Source organism: Bacillus taeanensis (assembly GCF_003318295.1).
GTDB lineage: Bacteria > Bacillota > Bacilli > Bacillales > UBA6769 > Maribacillus > Maribacillus taeanensis.
The window spans coordinates 1-23,382 of sequence record NZ_QOCW01000005.1; the positions used below are offsets into that span (position 1 = coordinate 1).

Below are 23,382 nucleotides of genomic sequence, written 5' to 3' on the forward strand. Positions count from 1 at the left end.
TCCTTCTATGGTGAGATGAAGTGGTCGGGAAACCAACTTTATCCTACCATGAAGTGAGGTTTTTTTATTACCACGCTATAAGCTCTCTGGAACCCCCGGCATAGCCAGGGGTTTTCTAAACCATTAATAAAAAACAGCTAAGCATAGCGCTTAGCTGTTAACATTTCATCCATTATTATTTGTTTCGATTGCGGTTTCTTAAAAATGTTGGGATATCTAATGTATCGCCAGTATCGTTTATTGAAGTTGAAAATTTGTTAGGTTGTTCATTTGAGGCCTGTTCTTCTTTTTGTCCACTGTTACTACCTTGAGATGAAGCTTGAGATGGTTTTGGCTGAAGTTTTGGCCTTACAGCATTTGCTTTTTGAGCATTTACATTTTCATTTTCATCAAAACCTGTTGCAATGACTGTTACGAGAATTTCCTCTTTTAACTCTTCATTAATAACGGAACCAAAAATCATATTTACTTCTTGATCGGAAGCAGAAGAAACAATATCAGCCGCTTCATTTACTTCATATAAACTTAAATTAGAACCACCTGTAATGTTCATTAATACGCCCTTTGCTCCGTCAATTGATGTTTCTAATAACGGACTGGAGATCGCCTTTTTTGCAGCCTCAGCAGCACGGTTTTCTCCAGTAGCAATACCAATCCCCATTAAAGCAGAACCTTTTTCTGTCATAATTGTTTTTACATCTGCAAAGTCTAAGTTAATAAGACCTGGAACTGCAATTAAATCGGAAATCCCTTGTACACCTTGACGAAGAACATTATCCGCTTCACGGAACGCCTCAAGCATTGGTGTGTTTTTATCGACAATTTCTAATAAGCGGTCATTAGGAATTACAATTAATGTGTCAACTTTTTCTTTTAACACACTAATACCGCCATTTGCTTGAGTTGATCTTTTTCGTCCTTCAAAAGTAAATGGTTTTGTCACAACACCAACAGTGAGTGCACCAATTTCTTTCGCAATTTGCGCAATAACCGGAGCGGCACCTGTTCCTGTTCCACCACCCATTCCAGCCGTAACAAAGACCATATCTGCCCCTTTTAATGCTTCTTCAATTTGTTCTTTACTTTCTTCAGCTGCTTTCTTACCAATTTCAGGATTAGCCCCTGCTCCAAGACCTCTTGTGAGCTTACCACCAATTTGTAATTTTGCTTCAGCCTTTGAAAGGTTAAGTGCCTGTGCATCTGTGTTTACAGCAATAAATTCAACACCCTGTACTCCATGTTCAATCATACGATTGACAGCATTGCTCCCTCCGCCACCAACACCAATGACTTTTATTTGAGCTAATTGTTCCATATCCATGTCAAACTCTAACATAATAAGATCCTCCTAATTTTCAAAATACGCTCTCATTTTAATCTTTAGTCAAAAAAATAGCCAAACCATTCTTTAACTTTTTTTACTACACCTGGATTATTATTTATCTCTTGTTTTGTTTGTTTCTTTGCAGGTTCTACTTTCTTCTTTTGAAATTGAGGTTCAGGTGCTGTTTCTTGAACAGAAGGTGCTACCTCTTTTCCTTGAATCTTTACATTTCGATAAGTAAATTGAATAAGACCGACACCTGTTGTATATTGAGGTTCACGTACCCCAATATAATCAGGAATCGCAATTCGCACATTATGACGCGTTACTTCCTGAGCTAATTCTAAAACACCAGGCATCGCCACAACACCTCCTGTTAACACATAACCACCAGGAATATCGTGGAAGCCTAACTTTTTTAACTCACCTTCTACTAATTCTAACATTTCAGCAGTACGTGCTTCTATAATATGAGCTAATTCAAATTGATTAAATTCTTCTTCAGAGGAACTGCCAATACGACTCACCGTAAATGACTCCTCTTCGGATGCCATTTCAATAAAAGCGTGTCCATGTTTTATTTTTACACGCTCAGCTTCCTCTGTTGTTGTTCGCAGACCAATTGAAATATCTTTAGTAATATGGTCTCCTCCAACTGGTATAACTGCTGTACCTTGTAATGTTCCATGTTGGAAAAACGATACGGTTGTAGAACCGCCTCCAATATTAACAAGGGCAACACCTAAATTCTTTTCATCTTTGGAAAGTGCTACCTCTCCTGCAGCAAGCGGCTGAAGACAAATATCAGCAATCTGCAGACCGGCTTTTTCAACACATCTCAATAGATTATGTAGAATTGTTTTAGATCCTGTGATAATGGTACCTTCCATTTCTAATCGAACACCAATCATTCCTCTTGGATCACTAATATCTTCTAGGCCATCTACAATAAACTGACGCGGAATTACATCAATAATTTCCCGTTCAGGAGGAATTGACACAACTTGGGCTGCATCAATAACTCTTGCAACATCCTCATTTCCAATTTCCCTATCCTCACTTGAAACCGCTACAACTCCATGACATCGTTGAAGCTGTATATGATTACCTGTTATTCCTACAATAACAGAGTTAATTTTTAACCCTACCATTCTTTCTGCTTGTTCAACAGCTTTTTTTATAGAACGAACAGTTTCATCTATGTCAACAATAGAACCTTTTTTTATTCCATCTGAGACCGCATTTCCCACTCCAATAATATTTAATGAGTCATTAACCATTTCTCCAATAATTACTTTAATATTGGACGTACCGATGTCTAGACTCACGTAAATTTCATTGCTGTTCATTCTTTGGCACCTCCTTTTATCTCAATCTTAATCTATGTAGTTTCATTATAGTTCCTTTCAAAATATTAGATGGACTAACAATTGTATTCAACACCTAAATTTCATTCCCTTTTTTTCAAAGTAAATTTCCGTCTTTTTTCTTATTTACAAACCACTTAGTTAGCAATTCGCGGCGAATGATGGCCATGTTATTAAACAGCCGAACCCCGAATGCAAAAATGGCCGCTAAATATAAGTCTACACCAAGATGCACACCGAGAAAAGCTAAACCTGCAGCTAATAATATATTAAAAATAAAACCTGTTACAAAAACACCTTCATCGAATATATTCTGCAGGTGTGCACGTATTCCTCCAAACAGTGTATCGAGCGTGGAAAGAACCGCAATTGACAAATAATTTGAGTACTCTTCAGGAATACTTAATTCCGTTGACAAGCCAAACAATATACCAATTAACAGACCAACAATTGGAAGCCACACTACGATTCCTCCTTTACTTGCTTCATATATTTAACAGTTACATGTTGTTCATATGCAGGCAGCTTTATCTCTTCTTTTTTTTCTGGAATTAAGCTTAAATTTTCTTTTGCGAAATCATCTGCTGATTGAGATCCAACCATTTTATTATACAATTTTTCAGGATTCTTTGTGATTACTTTCACTTTTAATGGAAACGGAGAAATCGGTCGATTATTTACATAAGTTTGTCCGTTCACTTCACGTATTGCTGATGTAGTAATAATTCGCTCATCTCCTACCGCAATGGCTTCTGCTTGATAGGCATTCACTTCATTAATTAACCTAGTTAAAAGCTGAGGACCTAACTGTGGCAGTGGTTGACCAACTAATTCCATATTAAACAGTGGTTCAATGGTTAAAATAATTCCAGATCCTTCTCGTTCAATTAATCCTGCCTCTTTTTTTAAGTCTTTCAATACTTTTTTCATCGTTTCGATGCGATCAGCTTCTTCACTTTGATAATATTGATTTAATAATGCTTCATACTTATTAATTTCTTCATTTAATTGTTGATGACGTTTTTTTTCTTTATCAAGATCGGTTCTTAACTGCCAAACATCCCTTGTATCTCGTACAACTGGCTGCTGTGTAGTATGGAACTGAATAGCAAGGATAATTCCTAAAGTAAATGTCACAACTGTAAACACAAGGATTCGAAGATTCAATGGACTCATCCTTCCTTACTTAAATAAGGGTTCATAATGATTTCGCTTTTTTTAGTAATCTTTACCTCTATCCCGTCCTGTACTAGTTGATCTTTTATGTTTCCTGTTAAATTAAGAGAAGCAGTCAATTTTTCAACATCTCCAATTGCAGAAACTTCAAACGGGGCAAAAAATTGCTTTCCATCTACTTCAACCACTGGACCTATACAATATATATAGGAATTATGAGAAATTCGCTGACCATTCACAGCGATTGCTTCGGCACCCGTTATTAATAATTCATAAATAACCTTTTGAATATCCTGTTCATGGACAATATAATTATTAGGATTATCCTCATTTGGAACATAAGAAGAATCTAAAAGAGACACAATAACACCTGGTCCTTGAACCTTTACATCCCCAGTTATCATCCTAAGCTTTTCAATATCCTCGACTAAGTTGTATGAAATTTGTTCTTGCTGTGCTTGTGATTGCTCAATTTTTTGTACCTGCTCTTGAATTGCTTTAAGCTCTTCTAGCAATTCTCTATTTTCCTGCTGTTCGTTAATAATTTCATTTCTTAATTTATTTTCCTTTTCCCACTGCTTTTCTCCCACCTGCACGGGTACTTTTTGTTTTAATGTAAATTGAAAGGAAAAAGCAACCAAAAAACCAATCCCCAAAAACACAAGTGAAAGCACGACATGATTACCCTTCACTTTCACGCTCTAATGCCTCCTCAGTTTCATAGGCTTTAAAATAAGACCCAACATTAATATAAATAATTCCCTGCTGCTCTGAACCTAACTCTTGAACGATTGCGGGATACGCTGTGATTTTATCGGCAAAATCTTGAATTGTAGAATGCACTTCAAAACCATCTGTCATATACAGTATTAGTCTTAACGGGTCACTTTCTAACGGTGCTAAGTGAATTTCTGAAATTCTTTGGATAATACTTTGTGGAACACGATTTAATTCATAGGCCATTTCTTGAAGTTCTTTTTCTTTGTCCTGCCAATTTAATAGAAGCGGCGCATTAATTGGGACTTCATGTTTTTTTAATGCCGGGAGTACTTTTCCATTTTCTAAAATAGGATAGTATTTTTCCCCACTATTTAAATACCCAACTCGATTATATTCATTAATAATGATGGTAATGGAGTTCGGAAATTTTTTTTCAATATCAGCAGAAGAGATTTGATCAATCTCTTCAATTTTTGAAATTACTTTTTCTTTATTTAAATTCCAAAAGCTTGTCTCATTTGTTAAACCGCTCGTGCTTATTATATTCTCTTGGTTTGCATAATGAGATCCTTGGACATGAATATTCTTAATACGGCTTAACGGGGACTGAAAATAAATAATAACTAAAATTAATAAGAAAAAGAATGACAAATAAATAACAAAGCGTCGATTTGCTTTACGTTTACGCTCTGTTTTTAACTTTGGGATTCTATCTTCCACTGTAACAATTTTTCCTTTTCCCATAACTTTTCCTCCGCTGTTTATCGCCTTAATAATTCCTTTATAACATTCGGAAAACGGCATAATATTATGCCGTTTCTGCTTTAAACTCTCTTTTATCCAGCCTAGCTATCTAGGCTTTCATTATAACACAATTATTTTTTAGAAAAATCCATTTTCAAGCAGTTTTTAATCTTTTTTTCCATGTAAAAACAACATTCAGCAGCAAGATGCTGAATGTTTAACAATTAAGCATTACTCTCCTATTATTTCCACTTCTGTTTTCAATTCAACGTTATATTTTTTAACAATTGTTGATTTAATAAACGCAATAAGGTCTAATACATTTTTTGCGGTCGCATTTCCCGTATTTACAATAAAATTGGCATGCATTTCTGAAATTTGCGCACCGCCAATCTGATGGCCTTTTAAACCAGCTTTTTCAATTAATGCTCCTGCATGGTTAGGAAGTGGATTGCGAAACACACTGCCGCAGCAAGGATAATTCCATGGCTGGGTCTCACGTCTATAGTCTTTATTTTTTTGCATTTCCGCGACAATTGTGTCTCGATCACCTTTTTTAAGTTCAATCTCCGCTTCTAAAACAACTGCTTGCTCATTTTGCAAAATAGAGGTTCGATAAGAAAATTGCATTTCCTCATTCGTAAGCCACTTCATCTCTCCATTATGAAATAAAATGTGAGCCCGTTTTAAAATTTTCGACATATCTGAACCATGGGCTCCTGCATTCATATAAACAGCGCCACCAACAGATCCAGGTATTCCACCAGCAAACTCTAAACCTGACAATCCTTGTCTGCTTAATAATGTTACAAGTTTAATTAATGAATATCCCCCGCCGACACGAACCGTTTCACCGTCCACTTCTAAGTGATCTGTTCCTTTTTCAAGTTTTATGACAATTCCCTTTACACCTTTATCTTTTACTAAAAGGTTAGATCCCCTGCCAATCACCCTCCAAGGAACACCTGTCTCTTTTACAATTTCCATCATTCTTTTTACTGCTTCTATATCTTTTGGCTCAACAAAAAGCTCAGCAGGACCACCGATTTTCATTGTTGTATGGTTTGCTAGTGGCTCATGCTGTTTTACAATACCAACATCTGATGCTTTCAGCTTTCTTGCTAATGTTTCCATAAAAAAACCTCCTCTTTTACCAAACACTTTAGGCTCTATTGTATTTATCATATGTTTTATATATTATAGTGGCTACATCTCTAATAAACTTAACGAGGGACTAAGGTCTTACATACGTTAAATAAGTCTTCAGCAGCATGTGGCATGCCCAGCTCTTTTGATGCCTTTTTCATTGCAGTGAAACAACTGTTGTCTAGTAATACCGTATCAATATCTTTTAATAAAAGTTGACTCGTTAATTCATTTTCTAATCGTACAATGCAGGCTCCATTCTTTTCAAGAGCACGAGCATTTTTCTCCTGGTGATTATTTGTTACATAAGGGCTTGGTATTAAAATGCTTGGCAAACCTAAAGCTGTAATTTCAGCAAGTGTTGTTGCGCCAGCACGCGCTACAACTAAGTCCATACCAGCAAGAACTTCAGGCATATTATGGATAAATGGTTTTATAATAATATTCTCTGGACTTCCTACCTTTTTAACTTCTTCCATCACTTTATCATAATGGACTTCCCCTGTTACATATAAAAATTGATAATTTCGTTTTCCCGCTTCCTTTAAACTTGAAAGAAAGGCATCATTAATAGGTTTAGCCCCTCGACTTCCACCCACAATTAATACAGCTTTTTCTTTTTCATTTAAGCCAACTGATCCTCTCCCTTTGCGAGCATCTTGATTTAATACTTCTGATGCTCTAGGATTTCCTGTTAAAATAACTTTCTTTTCTGGAAAATAGGATCTTGATTGTTCAAACGAAATTGCCACTTTATCGACATAACGACTTAAAAACTTATTTGTTAAACCCGGCACACTATTTTGCTCATGAATAATCGTCGGAATGCCTAATTTAGCTGCAGCGTACACTACGGGACCTGCAACATAACCACCCGTGCCAATTACAACGTCTGCTTTAAAAGACTTGATCATCTTTTTACAGTCGGATACTCCTTTTACAAAGCGCAAAACGGTTTTTACATTTTCAACCGAAATCTTTCTTCTAAAACCGGTGATCGTAATTGCTTGAAAAGGAATTCCCTCTCTTGGAACTAGTTTGCTTTCAAGTCCTTTCTTTGTTCCTATGTATAAAAATTCAGCTTCCGAATTTAACTTCTTAATTTCCTTAATTAGGGCGAGAGCAGGGTAAATATGGCCTCCTGTTCCGCCTCCACTCACTACTATTTTCATCGTGCACCTCCAATAGAATCATATAAAAGAGTATTAAAAGAACAAACCCTGTTAGGATAAGGAGAAATCACCTTGTTATCCTACAGGGCAGTTATGTTACAATTACACTAACCAATTGATATTATTAATATCTTGCATAACGACTGATATTTAATAAAACCCCGATTGCCACTAACATTAAGGTTAGTGAGGAACCACCATAGCTTAAAAATGGAAGGGTAATTCCTGTAACAGGCATGAGACCTGTTACTACGCCAATATTAATCATAACTTGAATGGCCACCATTCCAATAATGCCTACAGCTAATAGACTACCAAATAAATCTGGAGCACCAATTGCAATACGTATCCCCCGCCAAAGCAGAAGCGCAAATAATAATATAACAAAAGAACCTCCAATAAAGCCGAGTTCTTCAGACAAGATAGCAAAAATAAAGTCGGTCTGCGGTTCTGGCAAATAGTAAAACTTTTGTCTGCTTTGTCCTAACCCTAATCCCATCAAACCACCAGGGCCAATGGCATATAAAGATTGAATAATTTGAAATCCGCTTCCTAAAGGATCGCTCCAAGGATCAAGAAAAGAAGTGATACGCTTCATTCGATAAGGAGCTGAAATAATCAGCCCTGCAAAACCAATTAATCCGAGCACTCCTAAGCCAATAAAGTGTGATACCTTTGCTCCTGATATGTAAATCATAATCACACACGTACCAACCATCACTGCTCCTGTACCTAAATCCGGCTGCATCATAATCATCCCAAATGCTAAAAAGACAAGTGCCAGAGATGGCAGCAATCCTTTTTTAAACGATGTAATATATTTTTGCTTTTCTGATAAATATTTTGCTAAAAAGGCGATCATGGCAAGTTTCATAAATTCAGATGGCTGGATTGAAAAAGCACCAATTCCTAACCAACTTCTTGCCCCTCCACGAACAAGCCCAACTCCTGGAATTAACACAATAATCAATAAGAAAAAGCAAATTAACACGAGAACTTTTGACCATTTTCGCCATGTCCAATAGTCAATGTTCATAATAAAAAACATCGCCGCCACACCAACACCAGCAAAAAGAAATTGTCTTTTTGCAAAAAAGAACGAATCATCAAACTTGTAAGAAGCCCAAACAGCACTAGCACTATAAACCATAATCATTCCAACCGATAATAACAATAATGTTGTTAAAATAAGCCAAAAATCTGGAGCTGACTTTGCTTTTGGCATGCAGAACACCTCAATTGCATAATAATAGCACGTCCTATAGTACTAGCTTATGCACCTGGTTAACAAAGATGTCTCCTCTTTGCTCAAAAGATTTATACTGATCCCAGCTTGCACATGCTGGAGAAAGCAAAATCACATCACCGCTAGTGGAGTGCTGATAAGCAGATGAAACTGCTTGTTCCACATTATTGACTTTTTCAATCACATTAATTCCTGCTTTTTCTCCTGCTTCCTTTAATTTTTCTGCCGTCTGCCCATACGTAATTAATGCTTTTACTTTTTTATTTAATGATGAGACGAGATCATCAAACCCATTTCCTCGATCTAATCCGCCGGCAATTAAAACAACAGGTTCTGAAAATGCCTCGATTGCTGTTTTTGTTGCTAAGATATTTGTTGCTTTCGAATCATTATAAAACTTTCGCCCATTAATTTCAGTCACATATTGTAAACGATGCTTTACACCTGTAAATGTTGTCAACACTTGATGAATCCAGTCATTTGATACGTATAGAAGTTTAGCAACTGCCACAGCAGCAAGAATATTTTCTAAGTTGTGTTTACCTGGCAGTACAATATCGTTCACTTCTAGTACTGCTTCACCCTTAAAATAAACTTTTCCTTCTTTTACATAAACACCATTGTCTAAGGTTTTCATTCGCGAAAACGGAATCATTTGCGCTTTACTCGTTTTCACCATTTCACATACAAGCGAGTCATCAGCATTATAAACTGTATAATCCATGTTTGTTTGATTTGCAAACAATTTCGCCTTTGCTTTCATATACTCCTCTTTTGTGCCGTGGTAATCAAGATGGGCATCAAAAATATTAAGCAAAACTGAAATTTTAGGTTGAAATCTTCTTATACCTAACAGCTGAAAACTTGAAAGTTCGGTTACAATAATTTCATCCTCTGATGATGATGCTGCCACTTCGCATACAACCGTCCCAATATTTCCAGCTACAACTGGTTTTTTATTACTTCCTTTTAACATTTCACCAATTAATGTTGTAGTCGTTGTTTTTCCATTTGACCCTGTAATCCCGACAAACTCAGCTTTGGAAATAAGCCCAGCAATTTCAACTTCTGTAATAACTGGAATGTCTCTTTCAATTGCTCCGTTAACCAGCTGATTACTATAAGGAATCCCTGGATTTTTCACGACATAATCCAACTTGCGATCCAATAAAGACATTGGATGACTTCCTGTCACAACCTCGATGCCCTCTTTTTGAAGCTCTTGAGCACTTTCATTTTCCTCAAGCGGCTTTAAATCATTTACAACAACTTCAGCTCCTAATTTCTTAAGAAGTTTTGCAGCTGCATAACCGCTTTTAGCAATTCCTAACACTAATACATTTTTATTAGAAAAATCAGCATATTTTTTCAAATTAACTCCACACCTCTAAATAGATTCCAATTGCAGCAAAAAGTAAGCCCACAACCCAAAATGTTACAACTACACGCCATTCTGACCACCCTGACAACTCATAATGATGATGAATAGGGCTCATTTTAAATACCCGTTTTCCTCGCGTTTTAAACGAAATAACTTGAATCATAACAGATAATGTTTCAATTACAAATACTCCTCCAACAACGACAAGCAGCAATTCTAGTTTTGTTAAAATGGCAATCGCTGCAAGAGCCCCTCCTAATGCAAGAGATCCGGTATCACCCATAAATACTTTTGCAGGATGCGCATTGAAAACTAAGAAACCAAGAACGGCGCCGACAACAGCAACTGAAAAAATCGCAACCTCAAACTGAAACATATGCCAGCTTAATATCGCAAATGCACCAAATGATACAGCTGCAGAACCTGCTACAAGCCCATCAAGACCATCGGTTAAGTTAACAGCATTAGAAGTGCCAACCAACATAAAAATAATAAGGAAAATATAAAACCAACCTAGTTCAAAAGACAAAGCTGTTCCTGGTATGTGCAGCGATGTATCAAATCCAACTTGTGTTAAACCAAAATAAAAAATACCTGAAATAATAAGCTGTCCGAGCAGTTTCTGCTTTGATGTTAAACCAAGATTTCGTTTTAATACAACTTTAATAAAATCATCAATAAATCCAATAATTCCAAAACCAAGTGTTACTAAAAATAATAAATACGTTTGAGGCTTAAAACCTGAAAATTTTACTGTTAAAATGCTTGTTGCTGCAACAATTGCTATGACGATAATAATCCCCCCCATTGTTGGGGTACCGGATTTCTTTTGGTGGGATTTCGGTCCCTCGTCTCGAATACTTTGCCCAAATTTTAATCGGCGTAAAAAGGGAATAAAAATTGGTCCTAATAATACAGAAACTAAAAATGCAGTAACGAGCGTAAATAATAATACTTGTTCAAGCATAGTGGTGCCTCCTTTTTCAATCAACTAGTGCCTCGATTAGTGTCTCTAATTTTAGTCCTCTTGATGCTTTAAATAATACAACTGTGTTAGGAGATAGTAATGATTCAACTTTAGATTGTGCTTCTTCTTTTGTTGTGTAAAAGCTTATGGGAATATTGTTGTTATCTCGGTCTATAACTGCTTCTCCAATCCACCTGCCTTTTTTACCTACTGCAATCACATTGGTAATCGGTGATTCAATACTATCTGCAACACTGCGATGAAGCCGCTCTTCATCGCTGCCTAACTCATACATATCGCCTAAAACAAGCACTTTTTCTTTATAATCCTCTAAAAATTTTACTGCTTCAACCGCTGCTTTCATAGAAGTAGGGCTAGCATTGTATGCATCATTAATTAGTAATGCACCTTGTTTTCCTTTTAACTTTTCAAGACGCATATTCGTCATAACTAATGAGGACAATCCTTTGTATATTTCATCAAAGGATAGATTCATCTGCTGTGCTGCTGCTATTGCGTAAACCGCATTTTTAACATTATGTTTTCCGATAATTGGTAAAAAGAAACGTTCATTATTGTTAATTATAAAATAAAGGCCGTTCTCATTACCGGTTACTTCAGTTATCTGATACTTATTTTCATTGCCATAACCACAAGTAAGTACATTTTTATTAAGACGTAATTTTAATAAAGGCTCATCCCCGTCTATAATCACCGTTCCATTTCTTTTTAAGCCATCTACAATTTCCATTTTTGCTTTTGCAATTCCTTCACGGCTTTTTAGCTGTTCTAAGTGTGACTCTCCAATGTTCGTAATAATGGCTAAATCAGGAGAGGCTAGCTGACTTAAAAATGATATTTCTCCAAATCCACTCATTCCCATTTCTAAAATAAGTGCTTCACACGCTTCGTCCATTGCAAGAATTGTAAGTGGTAAACCAATATGATTGTTGTAATTTCCTTGTGTTTTAAACACGTTAAATCGCTGCTCCAGCACACCAGCCAATATATCTTTTGTCGTTGTCTTTCCATTACTTCCTGTAACAGCTAATACAATTGGCTTGACATGCTGCAAGTATTTCTTTGCCAGCTGCTGCAAAGCTTCTAACGTATCTTTTACATAAAAAAGCAGAAAATCATCTGGCAGCTCTTTTGGAACCTCTTTATCCTGCTGCCAAAATGCTGCACAAGCTCCATTCTTAACAGCATCTAAAAGAAATTCATGCCCATCAAACCGCTCTCCCACAATCGGAATAAACAAGCCGTTTTGAACATTCTTTCTGCTATCTATAAAAATCTCTTTAATAATAACGTTATTTGAACTATTTACTCTTTGACCTGTGCTTAACGATTCAAAAAATGAATAAGGTTGTTTCATGATTTTAACTCCTTTATTGCTTGTTCAGCAACGAGACGATCATCAAAGTCATGTACTTTATCTCCAATAATTTGATAAGTTTCATGCCCTTTTCCAGCAATTATGATTACATCGTCCTGCTTCGCATGGTGAATTGCTTCGCAGATCGCTTTTTTGCGGTCTACGATTACACTATATTCTCCTGTAAGGTTATTTGTCATATCGCGCAAAATCTGCTCTGGCTCTTCACTGCGCGGATTATCAGAGGTAAAGAACGCATAATCAGCATGTTCCACTGCGATATTAGCCATTAAAGGACGTTTTGTTCGATCACGGTCTCCTCCACAGCCTACGACAACATAAACTTTTCCAACCGCAAATTCTTTTGCCGTTAAAAGCACATTTTCTAAACTATCTGGCGTGTGTGCATAATCAACAATCACTGTAAAAGGTTGATCCGTTTTTACAACTTCAAAACGCCCTGGTACACCTTGTACTTTTTCTAAACTTGCTTTAATTTGTTGAAGTGAAACACCTGAGGCTAAACAAGCACTTGCTGCAGCTAAAGCATTGTAAATACTAAATTTCCCAACCATATGAAGGTTAATGTTTACTTTATCATTCTTCGTTTGTAAAACAAATTTTGTTTTATCTCCTGACAATACAATATTAACAGCCATTATATCTGCCTCATTTTCAATACCGTATGTTAAAACTTGTGCAGACGTTACCCTTTCAAGTGTTTTTGAAGCGGAATCGTCTACATTTAAGACAGCGACTTTTGACCTGTTTTTATCATATGTATTGCCAAGCTGTGAAAAAAGAAGCGCTTTTGCCTGCAAATAGGTTTCCATATTTTGATGGTAGTCAAGATGATCTTGTGTTAAATTTGTAAAAACAGCGACATCAAAATCACAGCCCCTTACTCGACCTAAATCTAAAGCATGTGAGGAAACTTCCATTACTGCTGTCTCAACATGTTCAGTAATCATATCATGAAAAGCTTTTTGGAGAAATAAGGATTCTGGTGTTGTATTTTTCATTTCAAATTCTTTATCGTTTATTTTCATATTAATTGTACCAATACGCCCCGTGTTCCGACCACTATCTTCCATAATTTGATCAATTAAATAAGTTGTTGTCGTTTTTCCATTTGTTCCAGTCACGCCAATTAGATGCATGTGATGTGTTGGGTGATTGTAATAGACATCAGCTAATAAGGCCATTGCACGCTTTGTATCACTTACTACAATAACCGGAATTTTTGCCTCAATTTCTTTTTCAGCAAGAATAGCTGCAGCACCTTTTTCAATCGCCTGATTCACAAAATTATGTCCGTCTACCGTAAAGCCTTTAATACAAATGAATAAACTGCCGGATTTCACTTCTCTTGAATCCATTTCAATGGATGTAATAGCTGGATTTCCTTCTCCAAGCACCTGATAGCTTAATAAATACTGAGTTAAATTATGTAGTTTCATGAAATTCATTCCCCCTTTTTTATATGAACGATCATCAGAAAAAGAAGCCAAAGCAGAACGCTTGGCTTTACGCATACAGCTTTATGTTCATTCTAATATGTTTATTTGTCACCTAAATATAATCGAATTGTTGAACCTTCTTTTATCTTTACTCCCGCCTTTGGAGATTGGTGTACAATAATGTCTCCTTCTCCTGCAGCATCAATTTTTAAATTATAGTAAGATTCACGAATATCCTGCTTCGTTTTACCAACTAAATTTGGCATTTCAATTAACTCTTCATCATTCCATGCTTTTTCTTTTTCAATTTGTGTTGTTCGTTTTTTAACTCCCATTGCTTGTAAACTATCACCGATAATCGTTCCAACAATCGGAGCTGCAACGACTCCACCAAATTGAAGGGTACCTTTTGGATTATCAATGGCTACATAAACGACAATTTGCGGATCATCACTTGGCGCTATCCCAATAAAAGAAACAATATGATTATCCTTTAAATACTGGCCATTCACTGCCTTCTGCGCTGTACCTGTTTTCCCGCCAACGCGATAACCATCCACAAAGGCATTTTTCCCCGTTCCTTTTGCTACCACACTTTCTAACGCTTCGCGTACTTTTTTAGAGGTTTCTTCTGAAATAACTTGTGTTTTCATGTTGGGCTGCACCCGCTCTACTATTTCTTCTGACTCAGGGTCCACCCATTCTTTTGCAAGATACGGCTCATACAAGTATCCACCATTCACGGCAGCTGATACAGCAGCAACTTGTTGAAGAGGCGTGACCGCAACACCTTGACCAAAAGCCGTAGTAGCTAGTTCAACCGCCCCTACCTTTTCTAAAGGAAATAAAATTCCAGTTCCCTCTCCTTGTAAATCAATCCCGGTTTTCTTGCCAAACCCAAATTTATCAATATACGAAAACAATGTCTCTTTACCTAAGCGCTGACCTAATACAACAAAGCCAGGATTACAGGAGTTTTCAACCACTTCTAAAAAAGTTTGATGACCATGTCCACCTTTCTTCCAACAGCGCAGTCTTGTTCCCGCAACTTCAATTGAGCCTGGATCATTAAACTCTTCTTCCTCTAAATCCACTTTTCCTTCTTCTAATGCCGCGGCAAGCGTAATTATCTTAAAGGTTGAGCCTGGTTCATACTGACTCCACACAGGCTTATTTTGATTGTATACTTCCGGAGGTACATTTCGAAAATCTTCAGGATTAAAATCTGGTCTGCTTGACATTCCGAGAATTTCTCCTGTGTTTGGGTTCATTGCAATTGCAATGGCTCCGTCCGGGTTATAAGTTGCTTCTGCAATATCAAGCTCTCTTTCCATAATCGTTTGAATATCAGTATCAATTGTTAACTTTAAATTCAAACCATCGACTGGAGGTGTATAATCATCTGATAAAAAAGGCATTCGATTTCCTTTTGCATCTGCATAAAACTCTACTCCGCCTTTTTCTCCTTTTAATCTTTCATCATAATACTTTTCAAGTCCTGTTAATCCTTGATTATCAATCCCCGCAAAACCAAGCACATGTGATAAATAACTACCAAAGGGATAGTGGCGTTTATTATCTTCTGCAATATAAACCCCCGGAATACGCAGACTTCTAATTTCATTCGCTTTTTCGTTTGTTAACTTCCGTCCTTCAGGATGAATCCATTGTGTGGAAGCTTTCTTCGTTAAAATAGTATACACTTTCTTCTGATCCATATTAAGGGCAGCAGCAAGTTTTTCACTAGCGGCGGCTGGATCTTCAATTTGCCTTGGGACGACTAATACAGAAGGAGCACTTATATTTGTTGCTAATGGTACGCCATTACGGTCTAATATCTCGCCTCTTTTCGCTTCAAAAGGGATATTTCGACTCCACGAATCTTTCGCCTTATCTGTTAACCAATCACCCATTACAAATTGAACATAACCGAGTCGTACAATTAGAACAAGAAAAAAGATAAAACCGATTAAGAACGCAAAAACTAACCGTTTCCGTACTGTTACATTTGAAACACGCACGATTGGGACCTCCCCTATCATAAACTCGTTTCATGTATATGCTTGTACAGAAACAGTTAGAACGCCGCTAATCCTTAACGACAGGCTCATCTGTTTGAATGGAAACATGCGGTTCTAAATCATTTGGATTTGGTGTTTCAAGTTCTACTACTAAATAATCTTCTTTCTTAACAAATTGTCCAGGTGCAATGCTTTGCTTTGTTGCATAACCTGAACCAATTAAACTGACTTTTACATCTAATGCAGAGGCTGCCTTCATCACATCTGCGATTGACCAATTTGTTAAATCTGGCATTGTCATTTTCCCATTAGACGTTAAGATAATTCGTTCTCCATCTAAAATTTTTGTCCCTGAAAAAGGAATTTGATTTATAATTTCTTTTCCATCTCCAATTATTTCAACTTTAAAACCTTGACTTATAAGCTCTTTCTTAGCACTTTGTACGGATTTCCCCTGATAATTTTTCAACTCGATTCCAAGACTTTTTTGAGCTGTGTTACTTGTTTTATTTTTTTCATTTGGCTTAATATTTAAGTACTGCAAACTATTTTTCATTACATACGTAAAAATTTGAGAGGTTACAGTAGAATCTACTTCATATGGCTCCAAATGAGGACGGTCCACTGCAACATACACAATCAGTTCAGGCTTATCCTTTGGTGCAAGACCTAAAAATGAATACACATAGTTCCCTTTTCCTGTTAAATATTTTCCATTTTCAGCAATTTGAGCTGTACCTGTTTTTCCTGCTACATCATATCCTTCAATTTCAAAGAGCGTTCCTGTTCCATCTGTTACAACCGTTCTAAGAATATCACGAACTTCTTGAGCTGTTTCTTTGGAAATTGGTTCACCTTTTACTGTTGGCTTACTTTCCTTTACTGCATCTCCGGTAACAGGATCAACTATTTTATCGATAACATAAGGCTGCATCATTTTCCCACCATTTGCAACGGCTGTAAAGGCTTGAACTTGCTGAATTGGTGTAATAATGGAGCCTTGTCCAAATCCTGTCGTCACTTTGTCTCTTGGCCACTTATCAAGAATGGTACTATTTTGTTCTCCTGGTAAGTCAATACCCGTTTTTTCTCGCAAACCAAACTTTTCAATATATTCATAATAACGGTCAACACCGAGTTTTTCATTAACTAAAATAGAGATCGCTACATTGGAAGAGTTTTGAATTCCTTCATTAAACGTAATGGTCCCCCATCCTCTTCCATAGTTGTGATCTTGAATTGGTTTTGTGTTAGGGATTTTATTATAGCTTCCCGATTGAAACTGCTCATTTCCATTATACACCCCTGCTTCAATAGCTGCGGCAAGCGTGAAAACTTTCATCGTAGAGCCAGGTTCAAAGGCCCATGATACACCATAGTTTGTATAATCGGTTATATTTCTTTGATTTGGATCAAAACTCGGATAACTGCTCATCCCTAAGATTTGACCAGTAGTTGGATCTGCTACAATTCCTATCATTCTTTCCGGTTTATATTGTTCGTCCGCTTTTTTTAGCGCTGTTTCTAAAAACAGCTGTATCTTTTCATCAAGCGTTAAATAGACGTCTTTTCCATTTTTCGGTTCGGTAATGGCTGCCTCTTCGTCTGGAAGAATAATTCCTTTTCGATCACTTTGAAAAGTAACAGATCCATTTTGCTCTGACAGGTGTTTATTTAAACTTTGTTCTAGTCCCATCACACCTTCTTCAATTTCTTTCTCAGTATTCGTATTCGTAAATCCAAGAATATGGGACGCAAATACTTGGTCTGGATAAAAACGTTTCTTCTCACGGATAAAACCAATTCCAGGTAACTTTAACTTTTCAATCGCTTCTTTTTGACTATGGGTAATTTTTCGCCCGCTCGAACCAAACTCAACTTGAAAGCGGTCTTGTTCTAAAATTTGTTTAAACTTTTCTTTAGAGCCTCCTAAAACTTTGGCAAGCTTTTCAGCTGTATCGTTAGGATCTTTTACATGGTTTGGATAATTTTCATCTAGAACAGCATAAACCGTATAAGCCGGAATATCCTGAGCAAGCGGCTGACCTGTACGGTCATAGATTGTTCCCCGATTTGCATCAATGATTTGTGTTTTCGTCCACTTATCTTCCGCCAGTTCCTCTAAGTACTCGCCTTCTATTTTTTTAGTAACCTGAATATAGAAAAATCTCCCTATTAATAAAAAAAAGAGCAGTATAAAAATAACCGATAAAACAGCTGCTCCTTTGTTTATGTTTGGATTTTTTTTAACTTCCATAACCATCACTCTCACGTTGTAAGCTTTCTATAACACCCTTTAACTAGAACCGTTTTACTGAATAACTTTTATGCTCTTCTCATTAATTGTCATTCCTAATTGCTCTTCTGCAATCTCTCTAATGCGTTCAGGTGCTTGAAGTTCAGCCACCTGCAGGCGCAAATCATTATTAATTTTCGATTGATTTTCAACCGTATTTTCTAATTGTACCAAACCATGGTTCACATTATAAATGGCAGCATAATTTGAAACCATTATAATAGCAGCAGCTAGGACTCCAATAAACATGCCGAACCATAACAATTTTTCACCTTTCGTAATTCTACCAGTTTGAATAATAACTTTCGGTTGTTTGTTAAGGTTTTGTTGAGACTGTTTCCTTACTTTTCTTTGAATTTGATACGCTAAATTACCCAACCGGTTTCCCTCCTTTGTTCTTTTTATTGTTTTTCGGCAACTCTTAATTTAGCTGAGCGTGCCCGACGATTTCCCTCTAACTCTTCATCGCTAGGAAGAATGGGCTTTCTCGTTACTAATTTTAAAATTGGTTTATACTCGTCAGGAATAACCGGTAAACCTGGCGGCAGTTCCGGTCCTGTACTTTCTTTTTTAAAAACTTGTTTACAAATTCGATCTTCTAATGAATGAAAAGTAATTACCGCAATACGGCCGCTTGATTTTGTGATAGAAATGGCATCTTGCAGTGCATCTTCAAAAGCCTTTAACTCATCATTTACAGCAATCCGAATCGCTTGGAAGATTCGCTTGGCAGGATGACCGCCTTTTCTTCTAGCAGGCGCAGGTATTCCTTCTTTAATCAAATCAACTAATTCACCAGTTGTTTCAATTGGGTTTTTTTCACGATACGCTTCAATCTTACGGGCCACTTGTTTCGAAAATTTTTCTTCTCCATAATGAAAAAAGATGGATACAAGCTGCTCATAGCTCCACTCATTGACAACTTCATATGCTGACAATGCTGATGTGCGATCCATCCTCATATCAAGAGGAGCATCATGTTGATAACTAAACCCTCTTTCACCTTCATCAAGCTGAGGTGAGGATACCCCTAGATCAAATAAAACACCATCTACTTTGTTAACACCAAGCTCTTCTAATTTAGAGCGAATATAGCGAAAATTGCTATGTATAATTGTAAATTTACCCTCATATGCTTTTAATTGTTGTACGGCATGATCAATGGCCGTTTGATCTTGATCAAATGCAAAAAGATGCCCAGTGTCTGATAGCTGCTTCACAATGTGCAAACTATGACCAGCACCTCCTAATGTACAATCAACATAAATACCATCTTTCTTTATATTTAAAGAATCAACTGCTTCTTGTTTTAATACTGTTTCATGTTCAAACATACTATCACTTCTCGTTCCTTTACATTGTAGTGAAAGTGGAGGTAAAAAGAAAACAAATGAACAATTCATATTCATGAGCGGTTTTGCCATATTCTTAAATGAATGCTCTGCTTTCTCCTCATACATTTCCCATCTGCTTTGACTCCAAACTTCAATTCGGTTTGATACGCCCATTATTACACATTTCTTTTCTAAAAAGCGTAATGTCTTCATGCTTGGTTAATAGTACGTTTCCCCTGCCTGTCGAGTTAACACTTTTTAAGCATTAGAAAAAAGAACCTTATAAACGCTTTTACATCCTTGTTCATAACCGATCATACTTTGCGCTTTTATTCTAATAGGTTCTATTCCTTTAAAGGATAACCAAAGACACAGTGATCTAACCTTCGAGTCAAACAAAACGAAGAGCCCAATTCATCGCGGAACTTAACAGGAATAATTAATCTTCCTTTATTCTCACTATTATGCCGATATTCCCCCATGAATAAGGCCCTTCACCACTTACCTCACATTCCTTTTTAAATTTACCACATCCCCCCACTTTTCACCACTAAAAATAGTATTCGTGTCCATAAAAAAAAATCCTGCCGTCAATGCAGGACTTTTTTTCTTATAAAAATATGATTTTATGTTTGTCGTTAAACTGATAATCCATTTCAAGAAGACGATCTATTAAATCGCTGCCATACTCATTTAAATAATAATAAATATTCCACTTGCGTTCCTGTAATCCGTTATCTGGATGAAGGGCCATTTCGACAGCATCAAATTTATTTAATTCATTTTTATAGCGCTTCTCAATTGTAGAGTGAATTTTTTTTTCAAGAAAACCTACTTGATTTTGAATAATCGTTATATTTTTCTCTGCCAATTTTTTTAACGAGGGATCGACATCAACCGCTAAAAGACGAAATGACTGATGAACCTCATCAATTTGCTGTTTTGTTTTTTCACTCACCTCTTCAACATCCCACTGCTTCTTTTGATTAAACCAATTTTGTTTTTTCGCTTTTGTTCCATGTACAAGGACTTCTTCTAACGGGATGTTTAATTCCTGCAGGTGCTTCTCAACTGTTCGATCAACAAAGGTAATATTTAAACGAGGCACAACAGGAGGTACCTTCATATTAAAAAGGTGAAAAGCTTTTTTTAATATTCCCCAATAAGCAATTTCTCCTGGACCTGCAACAAAAGCAACAGTAGGAAATAAATAATCCTGCATAAGCGGACGAGTAATCACGTTATTGCTTAATTTTTCTGGGAAATACAATGCCATATTTTTTAACTCTTTTTTACTAAATAAACACTCATTGTTTTTACCATAAAATTCACTGTTTTCATTTTGATATAGTAAGATCCGCTGCTCCTCATGATGATAGAACAAATGAGCATTGTTTTTATCTGTTTCAATTGGTTTTTCATAGCCTAAAGCTTTAACATAATCTAACTGCTCATTGACACATTGTTGAAGAGAGGGGTTATGCGTAATGATTTCATTAAATAAAGAGCTTTCAATTTTTCTTAAGTCTTTATCCCCTGAATCTACAAGAACTAATCCGAACTTACTAAAAAGTTCAGTCATAAGGTGAGCAAAAAAGTCAACAAATGTTTCCGACTGCTCTATTTTTATGTATAAACTGTCTGCTAGTCCATTCGTATAATTAGTTTCTCCAAAATAGTAAAGAACCATGTCGATCCATTTCCGGACCTTTATCTTATCCATTTTCATTTGCGACATTGTTTGTTTTGTTGTTTGTGTTTGGGAAATTGAAACTTTCTTATTTTTCATTTCATCTGATACAAAAATATGATTGATTTCATCAAAATCATGATCTTCTCCAGCAATCCAAAATACTGGAATAACAGGAATACCTAACTCTTTTTCTTGTTTCTTAGCAAGTTGGATAATCGATATTGCTTTATGTATCGTATAGAGCGGCCCTGTAAGAAGTCCTGCTTGCTGCCCCCCAATTACAACAAGAGAATTTTCATTTGTAAGTTTTTCAATATTTATTAATGTCTTCTCATGAGGAGCAAACTGTTTATTAAATTGTTTTAAGTGGGTAACAAGTTCCCTTCTTGGAAACTGCCGCTTTTGCAGCTCTTCCTGACGCTTTTTATACGTATCCTTTGTTCGGTAATGATAATCAAATAGTTCTCGAACGAGCTGTTTGTCAGCAAGATAGTCAAAAGCTAATCTATTAGTTTGAGGAAGAGTACATTCATACATTTTCATATCGTTCTTCCTTTCTTCTTTTGCAATCATTTTTCTCTCTGAGTAGTATAGCAAAATTTTACGGCTGCGGAAAAGAAGTTGCTTACAAATTTAAATAACGGAAATACGATGAGTTAACCCCAACATTAATAACAGCAGATAACTAATACTAAAAAGCAAAAAGTTAAACCGCCAAACCCCTTTCATTATTTTAAAGAATTTCAATTCCTCTTTTGTTTTCCAATGCAGGAAACTAAATAATACTCCAGTTAAAATAAGTGTAATAATAATAACCCATAAAAAAGATTTTCCGCTTATTTCATAAAGTAAATAATGGCAGGCAATAATTAATAAAAAGGTAGTAAAATCCACAGAAATTTTAAATGCTTTCTTTTTATCCTTTGTAATTTTTAGTGATAATGCATAACATACAATCCATCCTAATAATGGAAGTGTTACAAAAGTTGCAATTAAAGAAGCTATTATATTTCCCATCATTGTTTTCACCTCATTTCATTATTTCTATACCTTTAATGCTTTTGTAAAGAAAACTTGTTAAAGAAAGCGTCCTATTTTGTCTATTTGCTTCAGCAAGTATGTAGCCACTAATAGCATCAATTTCAGTTGTATAACCTTTTTCAATATCGCAAAGCATGGAAGAACGATTTTCTGCAGTTTTTTTACAAATCATTTCTACGGTGCTCCACAGCTGATGACGATTTACCTCAAGAACACTTACTGCTTCATTAAATAATAACTTCATATTATGAAGAAAATAGGGGTTTTTTAATAATTCGCCATTTTTTACGCGATATAAAGCTGTAAGAGGATTGATAACCGCATTTACAACTAGTTTATTTGCCATGATTTCATACCAATCCTCCACCTTTTCAATAGGAAATCCATTTTTATTAAATGTTTCCAGAGAGGTATTAAAATAAGGGTCTTTACCCCTATACAAAGCAACTTTCAATGTACCTTCTCCTGTATGAATTACTTCATAATCAGAAGTTTTCAAAGCGCCATGCTCTACAATACCAATTAATACATTATACTTTGTTAACTTGTCCAATAAGGAAAGATGTCCCATGCCATTTTGTAAAAACAGTAACGTTCCTTTTTCTAATTTAATACTTATCTCCTTTAATACTTCTTCAAGCTGATATTGCTTAACAGCTAATATTACGAGTCCCCCGTGTGAACGAAACTCTGAAATTGGTGAAGCATTGATTGAAAAATGATGACTCTCTCTATTTTTATAAAGGGTTAATCCCTTTGATACAATTTCACTTGCCTGCTCCTCTCTCCTTGTATACAAAGTAACCTCTTCTCCAAGTGAGCAAAAGTACGCACTGCACAGAAGCCCGATTGAACCTCCTCCTATAATAGATATTTTCAACAAAAAAACTCCTTTCCTCTAACCTGTTCACTTTTA

General features: G+C 36.1%; 21 protein-coding genes. All 21 read right to left on the reverse strand.

Translation table 11 applies throughout. From position 1 onward, the window contains the following. Window positions 1-175: 175 nt before the first annotated feature. Window positions 176-1,336: a cell division protein FtsZ gene (ftsZ, locus tag DS031_RS06425; RefSeq protein ID WP_113805111.1), complete on the reverse strand. Its 1,161-nt coding sequence runs from the start codon at window positions 1,334-1,336 to the stop codon at window positions 176-178. Between the two features lie 44 nt (window positions 1,337-1,380). After that, entirely contained in the window at window positions 1,381-2,673 is a 1,293-nt protein-coding gene (gene ftsA, locus DS031_RS06430) for a cell division protein FtsA (protein WP_113805112.1), read from the reverse strand. 115 nt (window positions 2,674-2,788) lie between these two features. Beyond that, entirely contained in the window at window positions 2,789-3,154 is a 366-nt protein-coding gene (locus DS031_RS06435; RefSeq protein WP_113805113.1) for a small basic family protein, read from the reverse strand. Continuing rightward, entirely contained in the window at window positions 3,154-3,858 is a 705-nt protein-coding gene (locus DS031_RS06440; RefSeq protein WP_113805300.1) for a DUF881 domain-containing protein, read from the reverse strand. The genes DS031_RS06435 and DS031_RS06440 overlap by 1 nt, the downstream gene beginning before the upstream one ends. A gap of 5 nt (window positions 3,859-3,863) precedes the next feature. Further along, a complete protein-coding gene (locus tag DS031_RS06445; protein WP_113805114.1) occupies window positions 3,864-4,565 on the reverse strand; it encodes a DUF881 domain-containing protein in 702 nt (233 codons plus the stop codon). Beyond that, window positions 4,549-5,331: a cell division protein FtsQ/DivIB gene (locus tag DS031_RS06450; RefSeq protein WP_113805301.1), complete on the reverse strand. Its 783-nt coding sequence runs from the start codon at window positions 5,329-5,331 to the stop codon at window positions 4,549-4,551. Before DS031_RS06450 ends, DS031_RS06445 begins: the two co-directional genes overlap by 17 nt. 231 nt (window positions 5,332-5,562) lie before the next feature. Continuing rightward, window positions 5,563-6,465 (reverse strand): UDP-N-acetylmuramate dehydrogenase, encoded by a 903-nt coding sequence (murB, locus tag DS031_RS06455; RefSeq protein WP_113805115.1) that lies wholly within the window; start codon window positions 6,463-6,465, stop codon window positions 5,563-5,565. Between the two features lie 89 nt (window positions 6,466-6,554). Beyond that, window positions 6,555-7,649, reverse strand: a complete 1,095-nt coding sequence (gene murG, locus DS031_RS06460) for an undecaprenyldiphospho-muramoylpentapeptide beta-N-acetylglucosaminyltransferase (RefSeq protein ID WP_113805116.1) — start codon at window positions 7,647-7,649, stop codon at window positions 6,555-6,557. Window positions 7,650-7,773: 124 nt separating this feature from the next. Then, entirely contained in the window at window positions 7,774-8,874 is a 1,101-nt protein-coding gene (spoVE, locus tag DS031_RS06465) for a stage V sporulation protein E (protein WP_113805117.1), read from the reverse strand. Between the two features lie 34 nt (window positions 8,875-8,908). Then, on the reverse strand, window positions 8,909-10,267 hold the full coding sequence (gene murD / locus DS031_RS06470; RefSeq protein ID WP_113805118.1) for a UDP-N-acetylmuramoyl-L-alanine--D-glutamate ligase: 1,359 nt from the start codon (window positions 10,265-10,267) through the stop codon (window positions 8,909-8,911). Between the two features lies 1 nt (window position 10,268). Continuing rightward, window positions 10,269-11,243 (reverse strand): phospho-N-acetylmuramoyl-pentapeptide-transferase, encoded by a 975-nt coding sequence (gene mraY, locus DS031_RS06475; protein ID WP_113805119.1) that lies wholly within the window; start codon window positions 11,241-11,243, stop codon window positions 10,269-10,271. Between the two features lie 16 nt (window positions 11,244-11,259). Beyond that, window positions 11,260-12,621, reverse strand: a complete 1,362-nt coding sequence (locus DS031_RS06480) for a UDP-N-acetylmuramoyl-tripeptide--D-alanyl-D-alanine ligase (protein ID WP_113805120.1) — start codon at window positions 12,619-12,621, stop codon at window positions 11,260-11,262. Then, window positions 12,618-14,081, reverse strand: a complete 1,464-nt coding sequence (locus DS031_RS06485; protein ID WP_113805302.1) for a UDP-N-acetylmuramoyl-L-alanyl-D-glutamate--2,6-diaminopimelate ligase — start codon at window positions 14,079-14,081, stop codon at window positions 12,618-12,620. The genes DS031_RS06480 and DS031_RS06485 overlap by 4 nt, the downstream gene beginning before the upstream one ends. 101 nt (window positions 14,082-14,182) lie before the next feature. Next, entirely contained in the window at window positions 14,183-16,102 is a 1,920-nt protein-coding gene (locus DS031_RS06490) for a stage V sporulation protein D (RefSeq protein ID WP_113805121.1), read from the reverse strand. Between the two features lie 67 nt (window positions 16,103-16,169). Then, on the reverse strand, window positions 16,170-18,359 hold the full coding sequence (locus DS031_RS06495; protein ID WP_245947245.1) for a penicillin-binding protein: 2,190 nt from the start codon (window positions 18,357-18,359) through the stop codon (window positions 16,170-16,172). Window positions 18,360-18,413: 54 nt separating this feature from the next. After that, entirely contained in the window at window positions 18,414-18,776 is a 363-nt protein-coding gene (gene ftsL / locus DS031_RS06500) for a cell division protein FtsL (protein ID WP_113805123.1), read from the reverse strand. A gap of 23 nt (window positions 18,777-18,799) precedes the next feature. Then, window positions 18,800-19,906 carry a 16S rRNA (cytosine(1402)-N(4))-methyltransferase RsmH gene (rsmH, locus tag DS031_RS06505; RefSeq protein ID WP_245947247.1) on the reverse strand — a complete coding sequence of 369 codons (1,107 nt, stop codon included), beginning with the start codon at window positions 19,904-19,906 and terminating at the stop codon, window positions 18,800-18,802. A 170-nt stretch (window positions 19,907-20,076) separates the two neighbouring features. Further along, window positions 20,077-20,214, reverse strand: a complete 138-nt coding sequence (locus DS031_RS24070) for a division/cell wall cluster transcriptional repressor MraZ (RefSeq protein ID WP_245947248.1) — start codon at window positions 20,212-20,214, stop codon at window positions 20,077-20,079. A gap of 128 nt (window positions 20,215-20,342) precedes the next feature. After that, window positions 20,343-21,968 (reverse strand): bacillithiol biosynthesis cysteine-adding enzyme BshC, encoded by a 1,626-nt coding sequence (bshC, locus tag DS031_RS06515; protein ID WP_181833047.1) that lies wholly within the window; start codon window positions 21,966-21,968, stop codon window positions 20,343-20,345. Window positions 21,969-22,058: 90 nt separating this feature from the next. After that, window positions 22,059-22,442, reverse strand: a complete 384-nt coding sequence (locus tag DS031_RS06520; RefSeq protein ID WP_113805125.1) for a DUF3397 domain-containing protein — start codon at window positions 22,440-22,442, stop codon at window positions 22,059-22,061. A gap of 13 nt (window positions 22,443-22,455) precedes the next feature. Further along, a complete protein-coding gene (locus DS031_RS06525) occupies window positions 22,456-23,346 on the reverse strand; it encodes a 2-dehydropantoate 2-reductase (RefSeq protein WP_181833048.1) in 891 nt (296 codons plus the stop codon). Window positions 23,347-23,382 lie beyond the last annotated feature (36 nt).